This is a genomic window from Salinibacterium sp. SWN167, assembly GCF_015864665.1.
Classification (GTDB): domain Bacteria; phylum Actinomycetota; class Actinomycetes; order Actinomycetales; family Microbacteriaceae; genus Rhodoglobus.
The window spans coordinates 1,211,496-1,232,124 of sequence record NZ_JADYWU010000001.1 but is presented as its reverse complement, the minus strand read 5'-3'; the positions used below and the strand labels follow the sequence as shown (position 1 = coordinate 1,232,124).

Annotated in this window: 14 protein-coding genes; 4 read left to right on the top strand and 10 right to left on the bottom strand. The window is 61.0% G+C overall.

The window, feature by feature from the left end; all coding sequences use genetic code 11:
* Positions 1–43: 43 nt before the first annotated feature.
* The 8 genes from I6E60_RS14650 to I6E60_RS05840 form a co-directional block, all read right to left on the bottom strand.
* Positions 44–1,423, bottom strand: coding sequence for a DUF58 domain-containing protein (locus I6E60_RS14650; protein WP_197123905.1), 1,380 nt, complete (start codon positions 1,421–1,423; stop codon positions 44–46).
* Between the two features lie 18 nt (positions 1,424–1,441).
* Positions 1,442–2,410: a MoxR family ATPase gene (locus tag I6E60_RS05870; RefSeq protein WP_197123904.1), complete on the bottom strand. Its 969-nt coding sequence runs from the start codon at positions 2,408–2,410 to the stop codon at positions 1,442–1,444.
* A gap of 41 nt (positions 2,411–2,451) precedes the next feature.
* Positions 2,452–8,052 carry an Ig-like domain-containing protein gene (locus I6E60_RS05865; RefSeq protein WP_197179270.1) on the bottom strand — a complete coding sequence of 1,867 codons (5,601 nt, stop codon included), beginning with the start codon at positions 8,050–8,052 and terminating at the stop codon, positions 2,452–2,454.
* Positions 8,053–8,197: 145 nt separating this feature from the next.
* Positions 8,198–8,905, bottom strand: coding sequence for a hypothetical protein (locus I6E60_RS05860; protein WP_197123900.1), 708 nt, complete (start codon positions 8,903–8,905; stop codon positions 8,198–8,200).
* On the bottom strand, positions 8,902–10,560 hold the full coding sequence (locus tag I6E60_RS05855; RefSeq protein WP_197179269.1) for a serine/threonine-protein kinase: 1,659 nt from the start codon (positions 10,558–10,560) through the stop codon (positions 8,902–8,904). Before I6E60_RS05855 ends, I6E60_RS05860 begins: the two co-directional genes overlap by 4 nt.
* Complete coding sequence (locus tag I6E60_RS14645; protein WP_197123896.1) at positions 10,560–11,834, bottom strand: FHA domain-containing protein; 1,275 nt, start codon at positions 11,832–11,834, stop codon at positions 10,560–10,562. Before I6E60_RS14645 ends, I6E60_RS05855 begins: the two co-directional genes overlap by 1 nt.
* Positions 11,835–11,840: 6 nt before the next feature.
* On the bottom strand, positions 11,841–12,695 hold the full coding sequence (locus I6E60_RS05845) for a PP2C family serine/threonine-protein phosphatase (protein WP_197123894.1): 855 nt from the start codon (positions 12,693–12,695) through the stop codon (positions 11,841–11,843).
* Positions 12,696–13,133: 438 nt separating this feature from the next.
* Positions 13,134–13,646: a DUF3592 domain-containing protein gene (locus tag I6E60_RS05840; protein WP_197123892.1), complete on the bottom strand. Its 513-nt coding sequence runs from the start codon at positions 13,644–13,646 to the stop codon at positions 13,134–13,136.
* A gap of 210 nt (positions 13,647–13,856) precedes the next feature.
* On the opposite strand from I6E60_RS05840, the gene I6E60_RS05835 reads away from it, so the two are divergent.
* Positions 13,857–14,945 carry a Glu/Leu/Phe/Val dehydrogenase family protein gene (locus tag I6E60_RS05835; protein ID WP_197179268.1) on the top strand — a complete coding sequence of 363 codons (1,089 nt, stop codon included), beginning with the start codon at positions 13,857–13,859 and terminating at the stop codon, positions 14,943–14,945.
* A 93-nt stretch (positions 14,946–15,038) separates the two neighbouring features.
* On the opposite strand, the gene I6E60_RS05830 is transcribed toward I6E60_RS05835, so the two are convergent.
* Positions 15,039–16,004 carry a TerC/Alx family metal homeostasis membrane protein gene (locus I6E60_RS05830; RefSeq protein ID WP_231601343.1) on the bottom strand — a complete coding sequence of 322 codons (966 nt, stop codon included), beginning with the start codon at positions 16,002–16,004 and terminating at the stop codon, positions 15,039–15,041.
* A 274-nt stretch (positions 16,005–16,278) separates the two neighbouring features.
* On the opposite strand from I6E60_RS05830, the gene I6E60_RS05825 reads away from it, so the two are divergent.
* Genes I6E60_RS05825 through I6E60_RS05815 form a run of 3 tightly spaced genes read left to right on the top strand, consistent with a single transcriptional unit; the run spans position 16,279 to position 19,342 of the window.
* Positions 16,279–16,650 (top strand): helix-turn-helix transcriptional regulator, encoded by a 372-nt coding sequence (locus I6E60_RS05825; protein ID WP_197179264.1) that lies wholly within the window; start codon positions 16,279–16,281, stop codon positions 16,648–16,650.
* Positions 16,647–18,680, top strand: coding sequence for a cation-translocating P-type ATPase (locus I6E60_RS05820; RefSeq protein WP_197179262.1), 2,034 nt, complete (start codon positions 16,647–16,649; stop codon positions 18,678–18,680). The genes I6E60_RS05825 and I6E60_RS05820 overlap by 4 nt, the downstream gene beginning before the upstream one ends.
* Entirely contained in the window at positions 18,677–19,342 is a 666-nt protein-coding gene (locus I6E60_RS05815) for a thioredoxin domain-containing protein (RefSeq protein ID WP_197179260.1), read from the top strand. Before I6E60_RS05820 ends, I6E60_RS05815 begins: the two co-directional genes overlap by 4 nt.
* Positions 19,343–19,365: 23 nt before the next feature.
* Here the strand turns inward: I6E60_RS05815 and I6E60_RS05810 are convergent, their stop codons facing one another.
* On the bottom strand, positions 19,366–20,610 hold the full coding sequence (locus I6E60_RS05810) for an acyl-CoA dehydrogenase family protein (protein WP_231601136.1): 1,245 nt from the start codon (positions 20,608–20,610) through the stop codon (positions 19,366–19,368).
* Between the last annotated feature and the right edge of the window lie 19 nt (positions 20,611–20,629).

The window sequence follows — 20,629 nt, the reverse complement described above, 5'->3', positions numbered from 1 at the left end:
GGACGACGCCGTGGCTGTTGCTGTGGACGCTGCTGTTGTGTACTCAACCGCCCAACCCCCGAACGAGTCGCGACAGATCATTGAGATCGCCAATGGTGATGACCGTCAGACCGGCCACCGCTGAAATTTTCGGATCAGCGCCGTCGACAACATGGAATGCCACTTGGCTGGTGTCCTGACCAAACAGAGATTGAATGCTGCGGAAATCGGCGGTGCTCATCTGTGATCCCGCCACAATCATGACCACGCTCGGGGCTGGCAAACGTCGCGTCTGCCCACGAGCGAAGCTCCGCATGGTCTCGGAACGGTCCACATTCGGCTCAATACGACACGAGGCATCCAACATTGACGTTACGGTCTGGGTTTTCCACAACCCTGTCTCGCTGACCACATTCATTTGAGTGCCGTCGCGAATCACTTGAGCTGCAATGGATGCCGTCACCGAGACTGCCAGCTCGAACTCTGCCTCAGACGCATAGAGCTCGCTGCGAGACGAATGGATGATCGTGAGCTGTGAACGCCGAGTCTCCTGAAACTGACGCACCATCAGTTGCCCAATGCGCGCCGACGTACGCCAGTGAACATAGCGGCGGTCGTCGCCCGGAACATAGGGCCGAAGAGCATGAAAAGCGATGTCGTTATTGGTGATCTTGTTCGACACTTGACCTTCGAGGTCGCGCACCAGACCCGCCGCTGACGGAACAAGGCGGACCGTGCGCGGATGCACGAACAGGTCGACGGCATCCGCCCATTTGAGAGCCCGACGCAGCAGCCCCAGCTGATCGCCCCGCACGGACTCTGCCGGGCCGGCGACGATCACTGCTCGTTTAGCCGTGGGCACCGCGAATAATTCTTCGTGCTCGGCTTGCGGCTTCATCGCGGGAAGCTGAAACTCTGCGACACCTTTACCGACGGGAAGCTCCATGCGGGTGGGAGGCAGAGGTCGTGCACCAACATTAGTGACGACCATGCGCCCCAGCGCTCGATCGCCAACGACTACGCGGCGAGGGTTGAGTTCGACGACCACGCCGTACGATGCTCGCCCGAACAAGAACGCAACGCTCACGACCACTGCTGCGAACAACACAGCAGCGAGGAAGGTGAACTCTTGCCAGCCAAAACCGATACTGAGGAGCAAAGCAGCCGTCGCGAGAATCAGGACCAACCAACCGAGTGGCGTCACCACACCGAGCACGGGCGCGAGAGCCCGAACGACTGCCCGAATAACGGGCGAGAGCACCGCGGCGGCACCCCGCAACACTCGGCGAATCGACTCGCTCGCGCGCGTCACGAAGCCCGGCGTCGCGGCCGTGGCTCGGGCTGGTTCACGCTCCGTCGCCCGCGAGCCCGCTGCCCGGGCGCGCTCAGCGTCGGCACGGGCATCGGCACGGGCGTCGGAGCTCACAGCAGAGTCGGTAGTCACAGGAAGAGAGTGCCGTGCTTAGGAAGCGCGGTAGGCGGGCGGTTCGATGTCGACCAGAATGCGGTTGATCACGTCTTCGGCCAGCACCCCGGAGAACTCCGATTCTGGGTCGAGGATGACACGGTGAGCGAGAACAGGAACGGCAAGATCACGCACGTCATCCGGGGTTGCGTAGGTGCGGCCCTGGGTGATTGCCCAGGTCTTGATCGCGCGAGCGAGGGCCATTGCCCCACGCATGCTCACGCCGAGCACGACGTCACGGTCTGTGCGAGTGCCTTCGACGATGCTGTTCAGGTACTTCATCACTGACTCATCGACGAACACCTCCGCGGCCAGCGCTGCCATGGCGACGATCGATTCTGGCTTGATGATGGGTGACACCAGCGAAGCTCGAGCCCGAGTGCCGGAGTCCATGAGCAGCGACACCGCGGTGGCGCTGTCGGGGTAACCCAGCGTCGTTTTGATGAGGAAGCGGTCGAGCTGGGCTTCGGGAAGCTTGTACGTTCCGGCTTGCTCCACGGGGTTCTGGGTCGCGATGACGAGGAACGGCGCCCCCACGGGGTGCCCTTCACCATCGATCGTGACGACGCCCTCTTCCATCACTTCGAGCAGCGCGCTCTGAGTCTTGGGGCTCGCGCGGTTGATCTCATCCGCCAGAACAATCGAGGCGAATATCGGCCCGTGGTGAAACTCGAACTTGCCCTTCGACTGGTCGAAAATCTGCACACCCGTGACGTCCGAAGGCAGGAGGTCAGGAGTGAACTGGATGCGCGACGTGGTGCCGTCGAGCGTGTTCGCCAGTGCCTTTGCCAGAACAGTCTTGCCCGTTCCCGGGTAGTCCTCAAGCAGAACGTGGCCGTCAGAAATCAGCGCTGTCAGCACGAGACGAATCACGTGATCTTTGCCGACAATGGCCTTGTCGACGTTGCTAATCAGTTTCTGAAACGCGTTAGCGAACCAGGTCGCTTGCTCTTGTGTAACGGGCATTCTGAAGTGTCCTTTGTGCTTACTGGTGATTTCGGGCTGCGCTAGCAGGCGGGCAGATCTTGAATTGACACGTGGGGCCCATCGGAGCCGTCAAAGCGTTCCCACACCTTGTACAGACCATCGATGTTTCCGCGCAGGCCATTCCAAACCTTCCACGATGCGGTGATCTGGGTACCGCTTGCGCCAGATCGGGTGTAGGTGTTGCCGCTGTAGCTACCTTCTTCGTCGCGTGCCTCCATGGTGTGCGAGCCAGTACCCTGGCCGCTCCACTTGACCCCCAAGAGGTAGTCATCGGTTCGTGAAGTAGCCGGATACGGTGCCAGGCAGAGGTGCGACACAGCCGGCGGCGGCGGCGTCACGATCGGGCCAGCGTCTCCGGACCCGGCGGCGCCGGTTCCTGCGTTGTTGTAAGCCTCGACGGTGAGCGTGTACTTCGTGGCTGCTGGCAGCCCCGAAGTCGTCGCGCTCGTGGAGGCAGTGACGCCGGTCGTTCCGTTGCTGAGCGTCCAGCGGTAACGGAGATTGTCCGTCACTGCTGCACCACCGGTGCTCGCACTCCAACTCCACGCGATCGTGCCGGCAGTAGTGCTCTTCGTCACGTTGCCCGTGATGCCTGCCACCCGGGCCGGCACGGTCTGATTCTGAATTTGAGCGCCATTCGAGGTGCCGTCGGGTCCGCGCTTGCCGCCAGAGTTCTGGGCGTACACCGTAAAGGTGTAGTTTCCCGCGCCCAGATTGGCGGTTGTTGTTGCGGACGTTCCCGCCGTGTTTCCTGACTGGCCATTGCTTGCTGACCAGTAATACGTCGTGGTACCTCCGGTGCCACCGACGGCAGGCCAGGTCGCGGATACTTGACCATTCGGCGCCCAGCTACTCGCCACCGTCGCTGTTACCGTTGGAGCGGCAGGGGTGCCGTACGGAGTAATCTGATCACTCGTCGACGACCACTCGCCTGCACCGTGCTCGTTGATCGCCCGCACACCAAAGGTGTAGGGCGTTCCGTTCTGGAGGCCAGTGATCGTGCAGGGCGCTCCAGCGGTGCAGTCTGTCGGCACAGGAGAAACAGCCGGTGTGGTGCGCACTTCATAGCTTGTAATGGGCTTGCCGTTCGTGGCCGGTGCGACGAACCTCCAGGTTGCGGACTTGTCGCCGCCGATGGCGGAGCCGGCATCCTGCGTTGGCTTCTGCACCCGGTCGGGAATGTCGCTGACCACCAGAGTGATGGTTCCGTTGACCTGTCGATCCGCATCTTCCGTCGCATCTGCGATCGTGTACACGACTTCAATGACGCCACTCTTCAGAGCTGCATCGGGGCGAATAGTCACCGTAGTGCCCGTGAAGGTCACATCGGCCGGTTCGCCCGTGTTCTGCACCTTAGCGTCGACAATCTCCAACGCTTCACCCGTGGTCTGATACGGGTTCGAGTCGTTCGTCAGCGGGTTGACGGTGACCGCTCCATCGCCTCGTTGTGTTTCAACAGCATCCGACACTGCTACGGCCAAAGGACGGGTCGATCCGACGACGGTCACATTGATCGTGCCGGGAACCTCGAATTTATCCCACCGGAGGGTGACGCCTAGCGTGATCGTTGTGCCCTTGGGAGTGTTGCGTGGCACATTCAAGCTCAGCTGAGAACCGCTGAGGTTTGCCTCAAGGCCATCGCTGGCGCCGGTGATGTTCGAGTAGCTGACCTGGCCAAGAATGGTCGGGTTTGGATGCGCGGTTGAACTCCGCAGGTCGATAACCGTCGTCTCCCCCACTTCAACTTGGGTGTTGGGAGTCGTGAACTCTGGCGGCGTGTCCTTGAAGTCAGGGTCGCCGACAACGATGTTCATCCGCAGTCCGGCCGAGTTGCCGGCGGGATCATTCTTAGAGGCACCATCAGTGACAGTGAAGCTGACGGATGCCGGCCCACGGTAGTCCAACGCTGGCGTGAACGTGATGGTGTCTTTGTCTACGAAGTTGGGCGAGCCATCACCCTGAACTGCGCTCACCGAAGTCGCTTCGGGAATCCACGCGTCACGCCCCGACGGCACGTCGAGAATGTCGGAGAGTTTCCACTCACGCGTCTCGTTCATCCCCACATATTGGGTGGGCAAGTCAGGATCAATTGCTGGCGGCTCGTCGAAGTCTTCGTCGACGGCAGCGGGCACAAGGATGAAGGCTCGGGCACTTAGCCCGTCGATCTCATTCGTGACGCTGTAGGTGATTGCCTGACGCGTCGCCCCGGGGGTGACTTCGATCTGGCCGTTAACCTCGTTGAGCACGCCCGACTTAGCGTTAGGCCCTTCGAGAGCAATCACAAGATCTTCGGTTCGGCCCGCAGGGTTGAACGCGTAGCCGTCGAACAAATCGACCGAGATCGACTTCTTGCCAGCAATGTCTTTCTTGAGCACGCTGAGGTCCTCAGCCGAGGGTGGCAAGATCGGGGCATCCGGCGTCACTTGAACGAGCACGTAGCTCACCGCTGATCCACCTCTGTTGTTCTCTAGGCGATAGCGCAATGAGAATGACTGTTCGGTGTCGGGGGCTTCGATCACCAAGAACTGGCCCCGAACTACCTCGGCAGACACTCCATCAGGCACGTCGATGAGCTCTGGCGAGACGGAGATGGGGGCGCCCTGAGGATCCGAGTCGTTTTCCATCAGGTCGAGCTGTGCCGTGCGGCCGGGGCGAATCGCGACGCTGTCGGGAACGGCGATGGGATCACGCAGCTCGTCAGGTTCTGGAATGACCGCAATTTTGACGTCACCGACTCCCGTCGCCCCGAATGCATCGACTACCTCGTAGCTGAACGAGTCAGTACCGGATGTTGCAGTCGAGGATTCGTAAATGAAGTAGTCAGTGCCGAACTCCGTCACCGCTCCCAGCGTGGGGTTTGTCGGGAATCGGAGCAACTGCGTTGAGTCACCATCGGGGTCGACGGTGCTCAGCGGAATCTCGACCTTGATCTCGCCCCCAGCAAGAACTCGCGCGATAAGAGCAATAGGGGTCGGGTCTTGGTTGGCGTCAACGTCGATCGGTGTCACCGTGAAGGTAGCGGTCGCCGCAGCAGTCTCACCGAAGGGGTCAATAACGCGGTAGTCGACGGTGTACGCACCGGGAGCTGTCGGTGCTTGGAACCGCAGCTTGTCGCGGCTGACAAAAGCAACGCCAGCCACAGGCTGAGTTACGAGTTCTGGGGCAAGAGACATTGGGCTGTCGTCGGGATGGAAGTCATTGTTGAGCACATCAAGAGTGATGATGTCTCCAGCACGGACCTTGGCGGAGTCATCCAGAGCGACGGGCGGCTGGTGCTTGGTCAACGCTGGCACCGGCACCACCGTGACGCCGGCCGTAGCGGTGTTCACGCCATCTGAAATTGTGTAGGTGAAATTGACTTGGCTCGTGAGCGCAGCTGGCGAGGTAACTCGGATGAGCGTGCTTTCTAGCAACTCAACAACGAGGCCTTTCGCGACGAGAGCGGGATCAACGTCGATCGATTGCACCGCGAGAATATTGCCGCTGGGGCTGACATCGTTGGACAGCGCCGACACTGTCGTTGGCTCATCCCCACGGAGATACGCCGTGTCCTTCACCGCGACGGGGGGAAGCTGCGCGGATGCGGGCTTGGGAAGGACGTCAACGCGCACAATCCCGACGCTCGTGTTCGCGCCGGCGCTCAAGGTGTAGGTCAAGTAAAAGACCCCGGCCGATGACGAGCTAAAGGTGATCTCGCCGCGATCGCTGTCGAAGGAAGCCACGGCGCCGTTGTCTGCCTCGTCCATCGCGATCAGAGTGAGCTGTGCTCCTGACGGCGAGAGATCGTTAAGCAGCGGTTCGATAACCACGGTCTCTGATTCGAACGCCGAAGCAAAGTCGGGAGTACCAACGGGATTGAGGGTTCCGGCGGGCTCCACGGTCACGACTAGTTCGCCTTGAGCTGGAGTATCGCTGCCGTCAGACACCAAGAAGGTCACGACCTTCTCGCCGAGTTCTGAGGTCTGGTGTGTGAACGTTACGAAGCCATCGGGCGTGAACCTCACGAGGTCACCGGACTTCGGAGAAGCCGCGATCAAGTAGAGATCGTCACCGTCGGGGTCTTTCCAATCCGCGAGCACGTTATAGCTCACGGTCTGGTTCGCTTCAACGCTGATACCGGTTTCGCGAACACTGACGGGGAGTTCGTTGCGCCCCTCGGGAACAACTGTCGCCGAGACCCGGGCCTGGTCAGTTCCCCCGCGACCATCGTCGATCGTGTAGTTGAAAGCGATGCCACCAACGAAGTCGGGAACCGGCGTGAATTGGAGCGCACGGCCACCGTCGATCAGGTCGAGTCGTCCCGTCGACTCTGCGATTCGGTCATAGTCCGAGATTACAAGCACATCGCCATCAGCGTCAGTGTCGTTGTCGAGCACGCTGAATACGGTGGTGCGGCCCGGGCGAACGCCGAAATCATCATCGGCCGCTACCGGATCTCGGTTGGAGTCGGTTCGCTCAGCAAGAGTGTCTTCGAATGACTGAATCGATGACTTCTCGTCGCCCTCTTCTTCTGACTCCTGGTCTTCTGGAGGAGTCACGTCCTCCCAGTTTTCGACGAGACGCATGTTCTCGTCGATGAGCCAAACATTGCCGTTTGAAAGGTTGTTGAGTGCTATCACTGAGCGATTCACCCGGAATTCTAGTTCGCTTCCTTGCGTCGGCTCGGCAATATCGTACGTCTGTGCGTCGCCGCCGGTGCAGGCCAGGACGTACCGTTGCGCAGAAGCCCACGCCCCATGCGCGCACCCATCAAGCGCGACGGGAGCAGAGACACCATCCGCCTGCGCCGGGGTTGCCATGTCGGCGGGAATGTCGCTGAGAGCACCGTTGCCGAGCTCGAGCCTTTGGAGCGAGTCGCCGGTTGCAACCAGCGCAAATTCCGATTCGGTGCTCGATTGCTGAAGACGGATGCCCTGCTTCTCAAGCGGATAGCTGCGCCCCGATTCCAGAATCAGTTCGTTCGTTGACTGATCGAACACGACCGCGGAATCGCCAGCCGCCGCTATCTGAAACTCCCCCACCGCTGGGAATTCTGACTTCACGGGTTCGTCGGCAATCGTCTCGACGCGATAGATCGCCTTCTTCTCTGGCGAGACAGCAATGACGACGCCTTCGGCCGTGACCGTCGCGCGGCCGCCATCGCCAAGCTCGATCAGAGCGGGGTCTGAAACATAGTTGAACTGCAGGTCGCCGACGGCGGGCACAATCCACAGCTCACCCTTGGGCGAAACGATAGCCAAGTTCGAGCCGCCGAAAGAGATGTCGGCGTCGCTGGGGACGTCAATGGCCGAGGTTACTTCTGTCGTTGCGGGATCAACCGATTCAATGCGGTTGGCGACGGGGTCACTCATGAAGAGAGCGTCGCCATCCTGGAGCACATCGAATTGTGCGCTCGAGGCGATAACTGACCCGTTGAGTTCGTCGATCTGGCGATTAAGCCGACCGCCGAGCAGTTGTTCGCCGTTGGTCACCCAGACATCGCTGGCGGTGAGGTCGACATCGGAAACGGGAAACCCTGGGTGCAATGCAGCGAATGTCAGAGGCACACCGACAACGAGCGAGACTACGACCGCTGAGGCGATTGTCTTACGCTGGCGCGTAGTACCGATAGACAGCTTCACGTTGCACTACTCCCGAACTCGGCACAGCTTGCGTGCACACGATCACGCTGACATTTCTTCGATCACTTCTGGCAATTACCGTAGCATTTTTCAACTTCTCTCAGTAGGGCAGTGTATGGGTAGTTCTCCCCTGCCGCGGCCCCAATCATGGGGTGCGGCCTTCCTCGTCATTGCGATCAAGCAAATAGAGGTCGTCTTTATCGACAAGTCTGGTCGCAACGGCAAACTCCACGAGTCGCAACCTTCGGTTGGTGGCGAGATTGTCCTTGCCCCCTCTCAAACCCGCGACACCGCGCTTGTCGAGCTTCTCGCATACGTTATCGAGCTTGCGATTGAACGTGGTGATCGACCAGCCGAGTCTCGCCGCGACAACGGCAGAGGTCGGAATATCCCCTCGGCCTGCCGTCGACTGACGCAGTACTCCCTCTGCAAGAGCCACGATGAGCAACCGCTGAGACGACGTCAGGGGAATCGGACCGATCGTCGTCGAGCCACCCGTTCCCGCTAACGCCGTCGACGTGTTGTAGTAGTCATCACCCGCGTGAATAGTGAATTCGTACGTCGTAGACCCCGCGCTGAACAGCACCTGCATTTGGGGGAAAACGATCGGCAGCCGTGCTCCGGGCGCTAGCCATGCCTGCACTTGACCGGTGGCATCAGTCACGGTCGCTGTCAGCAGGTTGCCCACGTTTGCTAGCCACCACATCCCAAAATCTTCATATATCCGAAGAAAACGACGGTGCAGGTAGGGGTTGTCGTCGATGACCAGGTCGGATTCCCGACCGACATGAAAATCGTTGGGGTGAGCAATGTCGTACCACTCGCCGCAGAACTCAACTCGAAGCGGATTCATTCGGGAAAACACGCCTCCAACGGATTAGCAGATTCGGTGCCGGCGCGCACGATCCTCACGTCGATACAAAGTGTGACTCCCGGAGCGTAACCGTCGACGGTGATGACGCCGTCTTCCGATTGTCGAACCGGCTCACTGTCGCGCCCCACCCGCTGCCAGATGATGCGATCGTCGTCGTCGCCCGAGGGGTTATCGACGGTAAAAATTACGGAACCGGCAGTTTCGGATGCGGACACGAGCACCGGCGTTGGCACGCTCTCCACAATTGCGGAGGTGGGAGCCGTGGTGGGAGCCGCAACCGAGGGAACCTCTGTGGAAACCGGATTCGTGATGAAGACCGCTACGCCGACGGCAATCGCGACGGCGGCTGCGACTCCTCCGATGATCCACGGCAGTGGCTTTCGGGGAGACGATGTTCGCGTCTTCAGCTCGCTTTCGCGCGTCGTCGCCATCTCAAAAGGTTCTGTGGTCGAGTCAGCGGCCTCGTTCGCGGGCGGTCTGCGGCGGACCACGGTCTCGCCCAACTCCATTCCCCCTGGCTGGGCGATCCGCTGGGGAGCACCGCGGAGCTGAGTCTCGTCTGCGCTGGCGACAGTGCCCGCAATGGGAGCGTCTGCGACGCGATCAGCCGCGGGAGCGGCAGCCGAAGGCTGCGCTTCGATCGTTGCAACCCCTCGCGCACGCGTGGCGTCGTCGTCATCCTCGGCTCCGGCCGGAGCGACCTGATCGACGACAAGGTTCGGCACGTCGACGGTCGTCGGGGCGTAACCCAATTCCAGTTCAACGCGCTGCAATGCTCGTGCCAGATCAAGTGCGCTCGCGAACCGATCGTCGCGACGAGATGCCATACCCTTGCGCAACACGGCGAGAAAGCTGGCCGACACATCCTCCCGCGTGAGCGGAGTGATGAGTCCACGTTCGATGCGGCCGATGAGGTCAAGAGCACCATTAGATCGACCACGCACCTCGAACGGCGTATGCCCGGCGAGGAGAGTGTAGAGCGTGGCCGCTAACGAAAACACGTCGGCACGAACATCCGGATTCGGATCGTCGTCGAACATCTCGGGCGGCGACCACGGTATCGACATACCGATCGACGCCCCGGTCGTTGAGCCGCTCTCTTCGATGAGTGGCGAGCGCGAACTCGTGTGCAGCGGAATCTCGTCATCGAGCGCCGAAGAGATACCGAAGTCGGTGAGAGCCGGCCAACCGTAATCGTTAGTGAGCACGTTGGCGGGCTTGATATCGCGGTGCAGAATGCCAGCGCCGTGCGCAGTGGCGACCGCGCCGCTCACTCGGATGCCCACCCGCAAAACATCGGTCACCGCGAGCGGAGCGCTCTTGTATCGCTCAGCGAGACTCGGGCCCGAGCAGTATTCCATGACGAAATAGGGTCGATCGTCAGAGGCAACATCCGCATGAAAAATGGAAACGATATACGGATGCGCCGAGAGCTGCGCCATCAGGTTGGCTTCAGCCACGAACGATGCGCGAGTAGCCGGCGCTAAGTCTTCGGTGAGGAGGACTTTCACTGCGACCCGACGCTTAGGAAGGTGCTGGTCATAGAGAAAGACGTCGCTGAAGCCGCCCGAACCTAACAGCTTCACAAACGTGTAGCCCGGGAGTTCGGGCGGCGTTGAGGGAGCCCGACGCATTACGCCCCCTCACTCACGGTGAGAGTGACGTCGCCACCGAGATCGATCACGGTGCCTATAATCACCGCTGTCGGCTCCCCGGCACGCAGCCGTTGAGAGGCTCGACCCGGCAATGTCACATGAGTGCCGTTTCGAGAATGCAAGTCGGTAACGACCACCGTTCCGCCCTCGACAACGATCTGAACGTGATTGCGAGAGATGTCTTTATCGCCGGGGATCGTGACGAGTCGAGGTAGCGCTCCGCTCGACACCTTGGCCACGGTTGGTGCGCGTCCAACCAAAATCGGCTGAGAAAGCACCTCGCGGGCACCAGTCGAGAGGTCGAGATAGAGCGTGGGCTGATTGGGCGGTGAATCGCTCACCGTCGAGGGTTTCGGTTGCGAGGCTCGCAGACTCGCAAGATCCGCCGTCATGATCGTCAAACCATCGTGGTCGCCCTCTGCCGCCGGTTGCTCTGCACCCAGGAACTCTGAGCCAGCTTCTGGGGCCGGCGGCGGCGCGACATCCGCGTTTTCGGCGCTCACGTCATTTTCGTTGCCGCTGGCGGCTTCCGAGACGTTGCGCATGACGGTTTCTCCGAAGAGAAAGTCGTATCCCTGAGCGTCGTCGACGGCGGTATCGCCCTTGCGGGCGGCGGATGCTGCGCTCACTCCCGGCGGAATGTCGGAGAACTGATCTGGTCGGTCGACCATCGTCGCCTCCGACACTGCGGCGGCTGGCGGCAATGCGTCTGCCAACTCGGGGGCGCTGGGAGTCAGCCTTGGAGACTCCAGCGAAGCGGGAGTCGCTGTGCTGCGGCTGCTGCTGCGTGACGAGTGGACGCTCATCGTCTTTACAACGCCCGCGAATATCGGGAGGAATACCTCATGGCGCGTCTCATCGCTCCGTCCAGCGGCGCGGCCGTCGATCGCGATCACGCAGTCGCGAACGTCATCAAAATGGTGTTCTGCCCATGTGCTCACACGTGTTCCGCTTACGGTGTGCGAACCGGTGGCGGTGCTGAAAACCACGCTCGCTGCTCCGCGCACGATAGCGCGGGCACCCGCCGAAGTGGTGTCATCCGCCGTCCACTCGACGAGGGCAAATGACGGCGTAGCCGAGAGACCGCGGGCGCTCAGCACCTCGACGGCCGCTTGCGCTCCTGCAATCCGGTTAGTCCAGAGCCGCTCGATAAGCGCCGAGTCCGATGAGTCGACAAGAATGATGAGTTGCTCGCCAACGACCGCTGACCATGCGGCATCAGCGGCTGGTTCACAGAGATACTTCGTTACCACTGCGTTCTACTTCCTGGGTCGGGTTTGTTCGAGGTGCTGCGGAATGACGCGGTCGACAGTGTCTTCATCGGTTGCGTCATTGTCGGCGGCACGCGCAGCGTCGACTACGACAACCGTGACGTTGTCTGAGCCGCCGGCCGCGATGGCGGCCGCAACGAGTCGATCGGCGATCGATTCGTCGTCACTGAGAGCGGCACGGTCAGCAAGAATGCCTGCAATAAGGTCGTCGTCGAGTTCTTTCGTGAGGCCGTCGGAGCACACAACAAAAGTCTGCTGCGTCGCAACTGGCAATAACCAAAAATCCGGATCGACGTGAGAGTGGATGCCCAGGGCTCGCGTGATCACGTTGCGATCGGGGTGAACGGATGCTTCGATCGAGGTGATGTGCCCGAGGTCGATGAGTTCTTGCACGGCAGAGTGGTCGACGGAGAGCTGCTGCAGGCTTCGCCCATCCCAACCATAAATTCTGGAGTCCCCCACATTGAACGCCATCCAACGAGTTTCTTCGTCGGCCCCCACAGAGACCAGAGCGATGCCCGACAGGGTTGTTCCCGATACTCCGTCTTCTTCTCCACGAAGCGCGATGACGGCGAGGTTGGCCTCTGAGATGGCATGAACGATGTGTTCGGGCGTGAGGATGTCGTGCTGCGCCACTGCACGAGCGACGCTCTGAACAACGCACTGACTCGCGCGATCGCCGAATGAATGCCCGCCCATTCCGTCGGCAACGAGGTAGACGCGAGGCAACACGAGCATGCTGTCTTCGTTCAAAGTGCGCACTGATCCGCGGTCTGAATTGGCATACGCCGTCACGCTCAGAGGCCCGTTAGGCAGCACAACCGTGTACTGATTCGAAACCATCGCTGTGCCCCCAAGTATTTGTCAGATATCAACGTAGCAATGAATGGGCGACACCGCGCATACCCAGTGGCATGCTATCCACAACGCACGTCGCTCGCGCTGGAGAAGTTCATGATTACGCGGACCCAACGCCGTGAGAAGCACGCATATCCACTCTCGGAAATGCCAAGTCCCGCAACGAGATTGTTCCCGTGCCGACCGGCGAGCGCGCCGGTCGTGTTATGAGCGTTGCCGTTCATGCGACCGTCCTCAGACAAGGCTTGGGCGGTGCACGGAAGTCGGTCATCCAGATCCCTAGCGGTATGGCGTTGACGCCCGAACACAACTCGATGCGAGGCTCGACCTCGACGATGCGATCTCGGCGTTATCGACACACATGCTGCTCAATCTATTCAGTCTGAACCGAGCGGCAAATGCATTCTGCGAACTAACGCTCGATTAGCGGTAGTCGGTGTCGAGCACGATTGCCGTAGCAGGGTCGGCCTCGACGTAGTGCACCTCTGCTGTGGAATTTGCGGCGAGCGCAGCTTCTTTGTCGAAGGACCCTTCGTCGTAGCTGTGGTCGCCGAGAGCGATGTATGTCTTGCCGTCAACCTCGTAGCTGAACTCAAGGCGCACGAGTTGAACCGTGTGACGGCCGGAGCGGCTCGACTCGTCAACAGTATTACCGGTCGGCACGGCCTGCGTGACGAGACCGTTTTCGATGATCTCTGCCCGCCCATCATGCTTTTGCGTCGTCAGCACGCCAATGATCGCGATGATCGCGAGCGGGATAACGAAGAACTTGACGAGGTTCCAGACGGGCCTGCGTTTGTTCGCCTGAGGCGTTGGCTTGTTCGGCGGAGCCGTTGGCTTGTTCGGCGGAGCCGTTGGCTTGTTCGGCGGAGCCGTTGGCTTGTTCGGCGGAGCCGTTGGTTTGTTCGGCTCAGGCGCTGGCGAAGTGTCGCTCATGAACTGGTCTCTCTGTCGCTGCTTGGCGCACAATGTGGGCCAGTGACGACCGGGCCCGATCGCTCAAGCATGTGCCAAATCAAAAGGTAGCAACGAATAGGCGACACCGCGGAAACCCGGCGGTATGCTGACCAGAGCGCACCACCCTCGCGCTACCACCACTTGCCATTTTGTTGTTTTGCCCACAAGGCCCACACGCAGGAGAAGTTCATGATTTCGCACGCATCAACGACGCTAGAAGCCCCCGTATCCGCTCTCGAAAATGCGGATTTCACGCACGAGAACGTTCTGATTTCAACAGGCAAACGCTCGGGGCTTGTCATTACCGTTGCCGTTCATTCCACCGTTCTCGGCCAAGCCCTCGGTGGTGCCCGAATGTGGAACTATCCGCACTGGACCGACGCGGTCGCTGACTCCCTGCGCCTCTCCGCCGCAATGACGCTCAAGAACTCTGCCGCTGGCCTCAACCGTGGTGGCGGCAAGTCGGTCATCCACATTCCAATGGGTGTCACCCTCACGGCGGACCAGAAGCGCGATGCGATGCTCGATCTCGGTGACGCCATCGAGAGTCTCAACGGCGCCTACATGACGGCGGAAGATGTCGGCACAAGTGCCGAATTGATGTCAATTGTTGCTGAGCGCACCGAGCACGTCTGCGGCCTTCCCGCTGATCAGGGCGGCGCTGGCGAGCCGGCGGATGCGACTGCTGCAGGCGTGCACGCGAGCATCCTCGCCACCTGCGAAGCACTGTTCGGTACGCGCGATCTTGCCGGTCGCCACCTCGTTATTTCTGGGCTCGGCCAGGTCGGCGGCCGCTTGGCACGTTCCCTCACCGCAGCCGGCGCCGTGCTCACCGTCACCGATGTCAATCTCGACCGCAAGCTGCTCGCGGCAGAACTCGACGCCAACTGGGTTGACGCCGACGAAGCGCACAGCGTGGTTGCCGACCTCTACATCCCGTGTGGCATGGGCGGCGCGCTCAGCCCCCGCGTCATCCGCGAACTCAACGTCAGCGGTGTTGTCGGAGCCGCGAATAACCAGCTTGCCCAGCACGACGGCGCCGAAGCCCTTGCTGAACGCGGCATCCTCTGGGCACCTGACTTCGTCGTGAACGGTGGCGGTGTGATCTACCTCGATATGGCTTCGGAGCCGGATGCGGATGCCGACGCCATTGCGAAGCGCGTCGAGGCCATCGGTGACACCGTGACCACGATCTTCCGCGATGCTGCGGCCCAGGGCATCACCACCTTGGACGCCGCAGAACGCCTCGCGCAGTCGCGCCTTATTACTGCGGGATAACTCACCGCTCCGCAAACGAAACGCGCGGTGGTGCACCGGCGAGCTCATGCTCGAGGTGCCCCACCGCGCGTTCGCGTATGCAGGAAATACCGCTTAGTCGACCGAGAGTTCGGCGAGCTCACGCTTCTTGTCGCGGCGCATCTTGGCGAGACTCGCCACGACGGCAACGGCCATTGCGGCAAGGATCACGATGAGCGAGGTCCAGGTGCCGATCTCGGGTGCCCACAGCATCGGCTCTCCGCCGTTGATAAACGGCAGCTCATTGACGTGCATGGCGTGGAAGAACAACTTGACACCGATAAAGGCCAGCACGAAGGCGATGCCATAGTGCAGGTACTCGAGCTTGTCGATGAGATCGCCAAGAAGGAAGTACAACTGGCGAAGGCCCATCAGAGCAAAGATATTGGCCGCGAACACGATGAAGGGGTCGGTCGTGATTCCGAAGATGGCCGGAATCGAGTCGATCGCGAACACGAGGTCCGTAATTCCCAGCGCAATAAAGACCACGAGAATCGGCGTGAAGACCTTTTTGCCGTCGACCACGGTGCGCACTTTGCCACCGTCGAAGTTCGGGGAAATATTGATGTGTCTGCGCAAGTAGCGGATGATGCCGCTCTCGGTCTGTTCCATGTCGTCGTGGTCTTCGAACACTTGACGGATGGCTGTGTAGAGCAAAAACGCACCAAAAATGTAGAAGATAAAGCTGAAGTTCTCGATCAATTGCGCACCGAGCAGAATGAAGATTCCACGCAACACGAGAGCGATCAGGATGCCGACCATCAGCACCTCTTGTTGGTACTTTCGCGGCACCGAGAAACGGCCCATGATGATCACGAAGACAAAGAGGTTGTCGATCGAGAGACTGTATTCCGTGACCCAACCGGCAATGAATTGGCCGGCCTGTTCAACATCGCCGAGCAGGAACATCATGAGGGCGAAAACGAGGGCAAGGCTCACGTAGAAGCCAACCCACAATGCTGATTCCTTGGTGCTCGGAATGTGCGGGCGTTTGTAAGCCATGATGAGATCGGCCGTCAAAATGATCAGCAGCACTGACATCGACGTCACTTCAAACCAAATAGGCAGAGTAGTCAAAAGAATCCGTTCAAGGGTTTCGAGGCGTAGCAAGACTCGAAAGTCTCTCCCGCATCCGCCAGAGACGTGGATGCCGTTGCCCCGGAACCGCTACTGAGCGGTTCGTATTGACGAGTACAACGAGGTGGGATACTCCCCTTCGCATGGCCCATGATAGCCGACGCGCGCTCGCTCAATACGGGAAAGTTCACAGTTTCGCCCGTGGACATATGGTCAGCGGTCACTGTATGGTCAGTGGATGCTGACCATTGCTTCTCGTGTCGATGTCATGAACCGCCTAGGCCGAGCCATGACTGACCCCACTCGTGCCCGCATTCTGCTCTCATTGCTCGAGAAGCCCGGATATCCCGTGCAACTGGCGCACGACCTTGAGCTCACGCGCAGCAACGTCTCCAACCATCTCACCTGTCTGCGCGGCTGCGGGCTCGTCGTCGCAACACCCGAAGGTCGCTCGACCCGCTATGACGTTTCGGACCCCCACCTTGCCCACGCCCTCAACGACCTCCTCAACGTCGTGCTCGCCGTCGACGACGGCACACCGTGCGCCGGCGACAACTGCAACGATCCGTTCTGCTGCACCCCCAACACGACCGCCGAGGTGACCGCATGAGCGAAGAGTGCTGTGGCGTGGATGCTCCGCTCAAGTCACGCGGCACCGAGTCCGTAACCCTGCTCGGCACCGCTACCGCCGGCACCACGCCTGACGCAGCTCCAGCGTCACGTCGAGTGGACGCTGCCGTCGCGCCGTGGTGGAAAGACCGAGCCCTCGCGCTGCCTGCAGCCTCGGGAGCGCTTCTCGCGGCATCCGTCATTGTGGGTTGGTCCGGAGTCACTGACGGGGTCACCTTCACCCTGCAGTTTCTGAGCCTCCTCGCGGGCGCAACAACGTTTGTGCCCGGTGCAGTGCGTCGCCTGCTCCGCGGCTCCCTCGGGGTAGGGCTGCTGATGACAATTGCCGGCATCGGTGCTGTACTCCTTGGTCATGTTGGCGAGGCTACCGCCCTCGCCTTCCTTTTCTCCATCGCCGAAGCTCTTGAAGATCGTGCAATGGATCGCGCACGCCAAGGATTGCGCGCTCTTCTCGCGCTTATTCCCGACGCGGTAGTGGTCGAGCGCGAAGGGGCCCAGCTGAGCGTACCGACTCGCGACATCGTGATCGGTGACGTTCTTGTCGTGCGCGCCGGTGAGCGCGTCGCCTCGGATGGCATCGTGGTGAGCGGCCGAGGCAGCATCGATACCTCCGCCGTGACGGGCGAATCGCTCCCCGCCGCGGTAGACACCGGCGACGCTGTGCTCGCCGGTTCGATCAACGGTGAAGGTTCTTTGCGCATCCGCACCACTGCGGCTGGCACCGACAACTCCCTGACAACCATCGTGCGCCTTGTCGAAGAAGCGAATGGGCGCAAGGGCGCTCGTGCTCGACTGGCCGACAGAATCGCTCGTCCTCTCGTGCCGATCGTTTTGGGAGTCGCCGCCGCCATTGTTGGTTTCGGCTTCCTCGTCGGCGACCCCGAGCTCTGGACTGAACGAGCGCTCGTCGTGCTTGTGGCCGCATCGCCGTGCGCCCTCGCGATCGCCGTTCCTGTAACGGTCATCTCGGCGATCGGCTCCGCGAGCAAGCTCGGAATCATCGTGAAATCGGGCGCCGCCTTCGAACGCATGGGCAGCATCCGCACCGTTGCTTTCGACAAAACCGGCACGCTCACGCGAAACCAGCCAACCGTTATTGCCGTCGAAACCGTCGATGGGGTGACGCGTGACGAGGTGCTGAGCATCGCCGCTGCGCTCGAAACCCACAGCACCCACCCGCTCGCTCACGCGGTCCTGGTTGCATGTCCCGACCACCCCGAAGCACTAGAGGTACGAGAGGATGCCGGCCGCGGAATATCCGGCACCGTGAACGGCGTTTCCGTGCGTGCCGGCAGCACCCGCTGGATGGACGCCGGCGAGCTTTCGCCAGCCGCCCTTCGCCTCGCCGACGACGGCATGACCGTGATGGCCATCGAACGCTCCGGCATCGTGATCGGGCTACTCGGCATCCGCGACGAACTGCGGCCCGACGCTGCGGAGGCTGTCTCGCAATTGGCGAGCGCGGGCATCCGCACCCTCATGCTCACCGGCGACAATTCCAGAACGGCAACGACGATTGCAGCCGAAGCTGGGATCAGCGATGTGCGCGCCGAACTCCTTCCCGCCGACAAGGCCGACGCGATCGCCGCACTCTCCCAGGAGTCCCCCACGGCAATGATCGGTGACGGTATCAACGACGCACCAGCACTGGCCACCGCCGACGTGGGCATTGCGATGGGTGCGACAGGCTCGGCAGCGGCGGTCGAGTCTGCGGATGTCGCCTTCACCGGCAGCGACCTGAGACTCATTCCGGTGGCGCTGCTTCATGCTCGGCGCGGGCGTCGCATCATGACGGGAAACATCGTGCTGTCGCTTGCGATCATCGTGGGTCTTTTCCCGCTGGCGCTCACGGGCGTTCTCGGCCTGGCCGGTGTGGTGCTCGTGCACGAGCTCGCCGAGCTGGTGGTCATCCTAAACGGCCTCCGCGCGGCTCGACTTTCGCATAGCCTTGATTCGCGCTCAGCAATGGGCGCTGGCCGTCAATCCCAGCCTGTTCGGAGTCTCGTGTGAAGAAAGCCCTCCTGCCCACCTTTGCTGCACTGGGCATCCTCGCTCTCGTCGCCGCCTTCGTCTTTGTGTACGTGACGGCGAAGAACGCCGATACCGACACAGCAAGCACCAGCTCGGACTCCTCCGAACTCGCCTCCGCTGTAGCGAGCGATTCAAATTACATCGACGATGTCGGCTCCGATGCGGTCACCATTGTCGAATTCCTCGACTTCGAATGTGGTGCCTGCGGTCAGTTCTACCCCTATGTTGAGGCCCTGCGCGAAGTGTACGACGGAGATATCAACTACGTCGTTCGCTACTTTCCGCTGCCGAGCCACCTCAACTCGATGGATGCCGCCATCGCGGCCGAGGCTGCTGCCCAGCAGGGCGAGTTCGAGGCCATGTACCACCGCCTCTTCGAAACTCAGGGCGACTGGGCCGGCGGCACTCCCCCACAGACGGATGCCTTTCGTGCGCTCGCCGTTGAACTCGGGCTCGATATGGATGCCTACGATGCCGCAGTAGCCGACCCTGCGACTCAGGCTCGTGTCGAGGCCGACTTCGACGCCGGCGTTGAGCTGGGCGTCAACAGCACTCCCACCTTCTTCGTGAACGACGAATACATCGAGACGAGTCGTCTAGAAAATCTGCCGGAGGCTGTTGACGCCGCAGTCAAGGGCTAATTGCACTCAGCGCCCAACGCTGCTTAGGTGTACCAACTCGGTTCTGGTACTTCGTTCAGCAGCACATACTGACCGACTTCGCGCTTCTTGTACGGCGCCGGGTCGTGCAGGCTGTGGGTGCGCAGGTTGCGCCAGAAAATATCGAGGCCCACTGAGTTGGCGGATGCCCGAGCACCCGTCAGCTCGAACACCTTCGTTGCGACCTCCAAGCCGTCGTCGCTGATGCGCAGCTTCCCGGCTGCAATGCGCACGGCGATTTCGCCACGGCGGCGTTCGGTGAGCTCGGTGCGCGGCGCGTGAAGCACCGCACTGATTTCGGCGCCGACAGCATTGAGCAGGGCCTCATCCGCCCAGAGTTTCGATTGAAGCTCACCGTAGCCTTCGAGGATGTACCACTCCTCGCTCGCGTGCGCTTTGGTGTCACCGCCATAGGGCCAAGCGCGGCTCTTGGTGCGCGTGTACGACGAGGCGGCTTCAATCGCTCCTTGCGCAATGCCGAGATAGAAATTCGCAAAGACTAACTGGATCGCGGGCACGTTGAGAGTGCCGTAGGTGAGCGGCTGAAACTCTTTGTTCACGAAGCCCAGCGCTGACGACCATCCGGTGCGCACGCCATTGATCTGTACGGAGCCGGATTCGGTCAGTCGTTGGCCAAGATTGTCCCAGTCGCCGTTGAACACGATTGCTGGCTGGTCTGTCGGCACGATAGCAAAAACATGAGTGTCGGTTCCTTCGAGGATTCCCTCGAGCACGGTGAGATCCGAAACGACACCGCCCGTCGAGAACGACTTGTTGCCGGTGAAGACGATCCCGTCGCCCTCGTCCGTGACGAGCAAATCAGAATCGCGGGGATTCACCGCACCGCCAAAGAGGTAGTTGTTCTCGGTGTAGTGCTTCTCCACGGCGACGATCTGCTCGTCGGTGGCGACGAGGCGCGCCGCCCACGCCCAGAGGTAGTGGTAGCCGAGCAGTTGACCGATCGAGCCGTCACCCCGCGCAATCGTGCGGATGACCTTGTAGGTGGTCTCCCACTCCTGCCCACCGCCGCCATGCTCGGCCGGTCCGAGCAGCGTGACGAGCCCTGAGTTCTTGAGAAGCGCCACTTCGGCGTGCGGCGGCTGGTTGGCGACATCTCGCTCAACCGCATCTGCGGCCAGGATGTCAGACACTTCTTGAGCGCGCTGAAGCCAGCCCTCTGGTGTGGTGGGGCGGGCGCTAGCCGCCCAGCGATTCTCGATCGCAGTGGGCGTGGCAGTGAGATGCGGCATGGTCGCTTTCCTTCGTGAG

Excerpts from the sequence above, each read along its gene's own strand:
- I6E60_RS05835 (WP_197179268.1), top strand. The coding sequence starts at position 13,857 with ATGATTTCGCACGCATCAACGACGCTAGAAGCCCCCGTATCCGCTCTC.
- I6E60_RS05830 (WP_231601343.1), bottom strand. The coding sequence starts at position 16,004 with ATGTCAGTGCTGCTGATCATTTTGACGGCCGATCTCATCATGGCTTAC.
- I6E60_RS05840 (WP_197123892.1), bottom strand. The coding sequence starts at position 13,646 with ATGAGCGACACTTCGCCAGCGCCTGAGCCGAACAAACCAACGGCTCCG.
- I6E60_RS05860 (WP_197123900.1), bottom strand. The coding sequence starts at position 8,905 with ATGAATCCGCTTCGAGTTGAGTTCTGCGGCGAGTGGTACGACATTGCT.
- I6E60_RS05820 (WP_197179262.1), top strand. The coding sequence starts at position 16,647 with ATGAGCGAAGAGTGCTGTGGCGTGGATGCTCCGCTCAAGTCACGCGGC.
- I6E60_RS05825 (WP_197179264.1), top strand. The coding sequence starts at position 16,279 with ATGCTGACCATTGCTTCTCGTGTCGATGTCATGAACCGCCTAGGCCGA.
- I6E60_RS05810 (WP_231601136.1), bottom strand. The coding sequence starts at position 20,610 with ATGCCGCATCTCACTGCCACGCCCACTGCGATCGAGAATCGCTGGGCG.
- I6E60_RS05845 (WP_197123894.1), bottom strand. The coding sequence starts at position 12,695 with ATGGTTTCGAATCAGTACACGGTTGTGCTGCCTAACGGGCCTCTGAGC.
- I6E60_RS05855 (WP_197179269.1), bottom strand. The coding sequence starts at position 10,560 with ATGCGTCGGGCTCCCTCAACGCCGCCCGAACTCCCGGGCTACACGTTT.
- I6E60_RS05870 (WP_197123904.1), bottom strand. The coding sequence starts at position 2,410 with ATGCCCGTTACACAAGAGCAAGCGACCTGGTTCGCTAACGCGTTTCAG.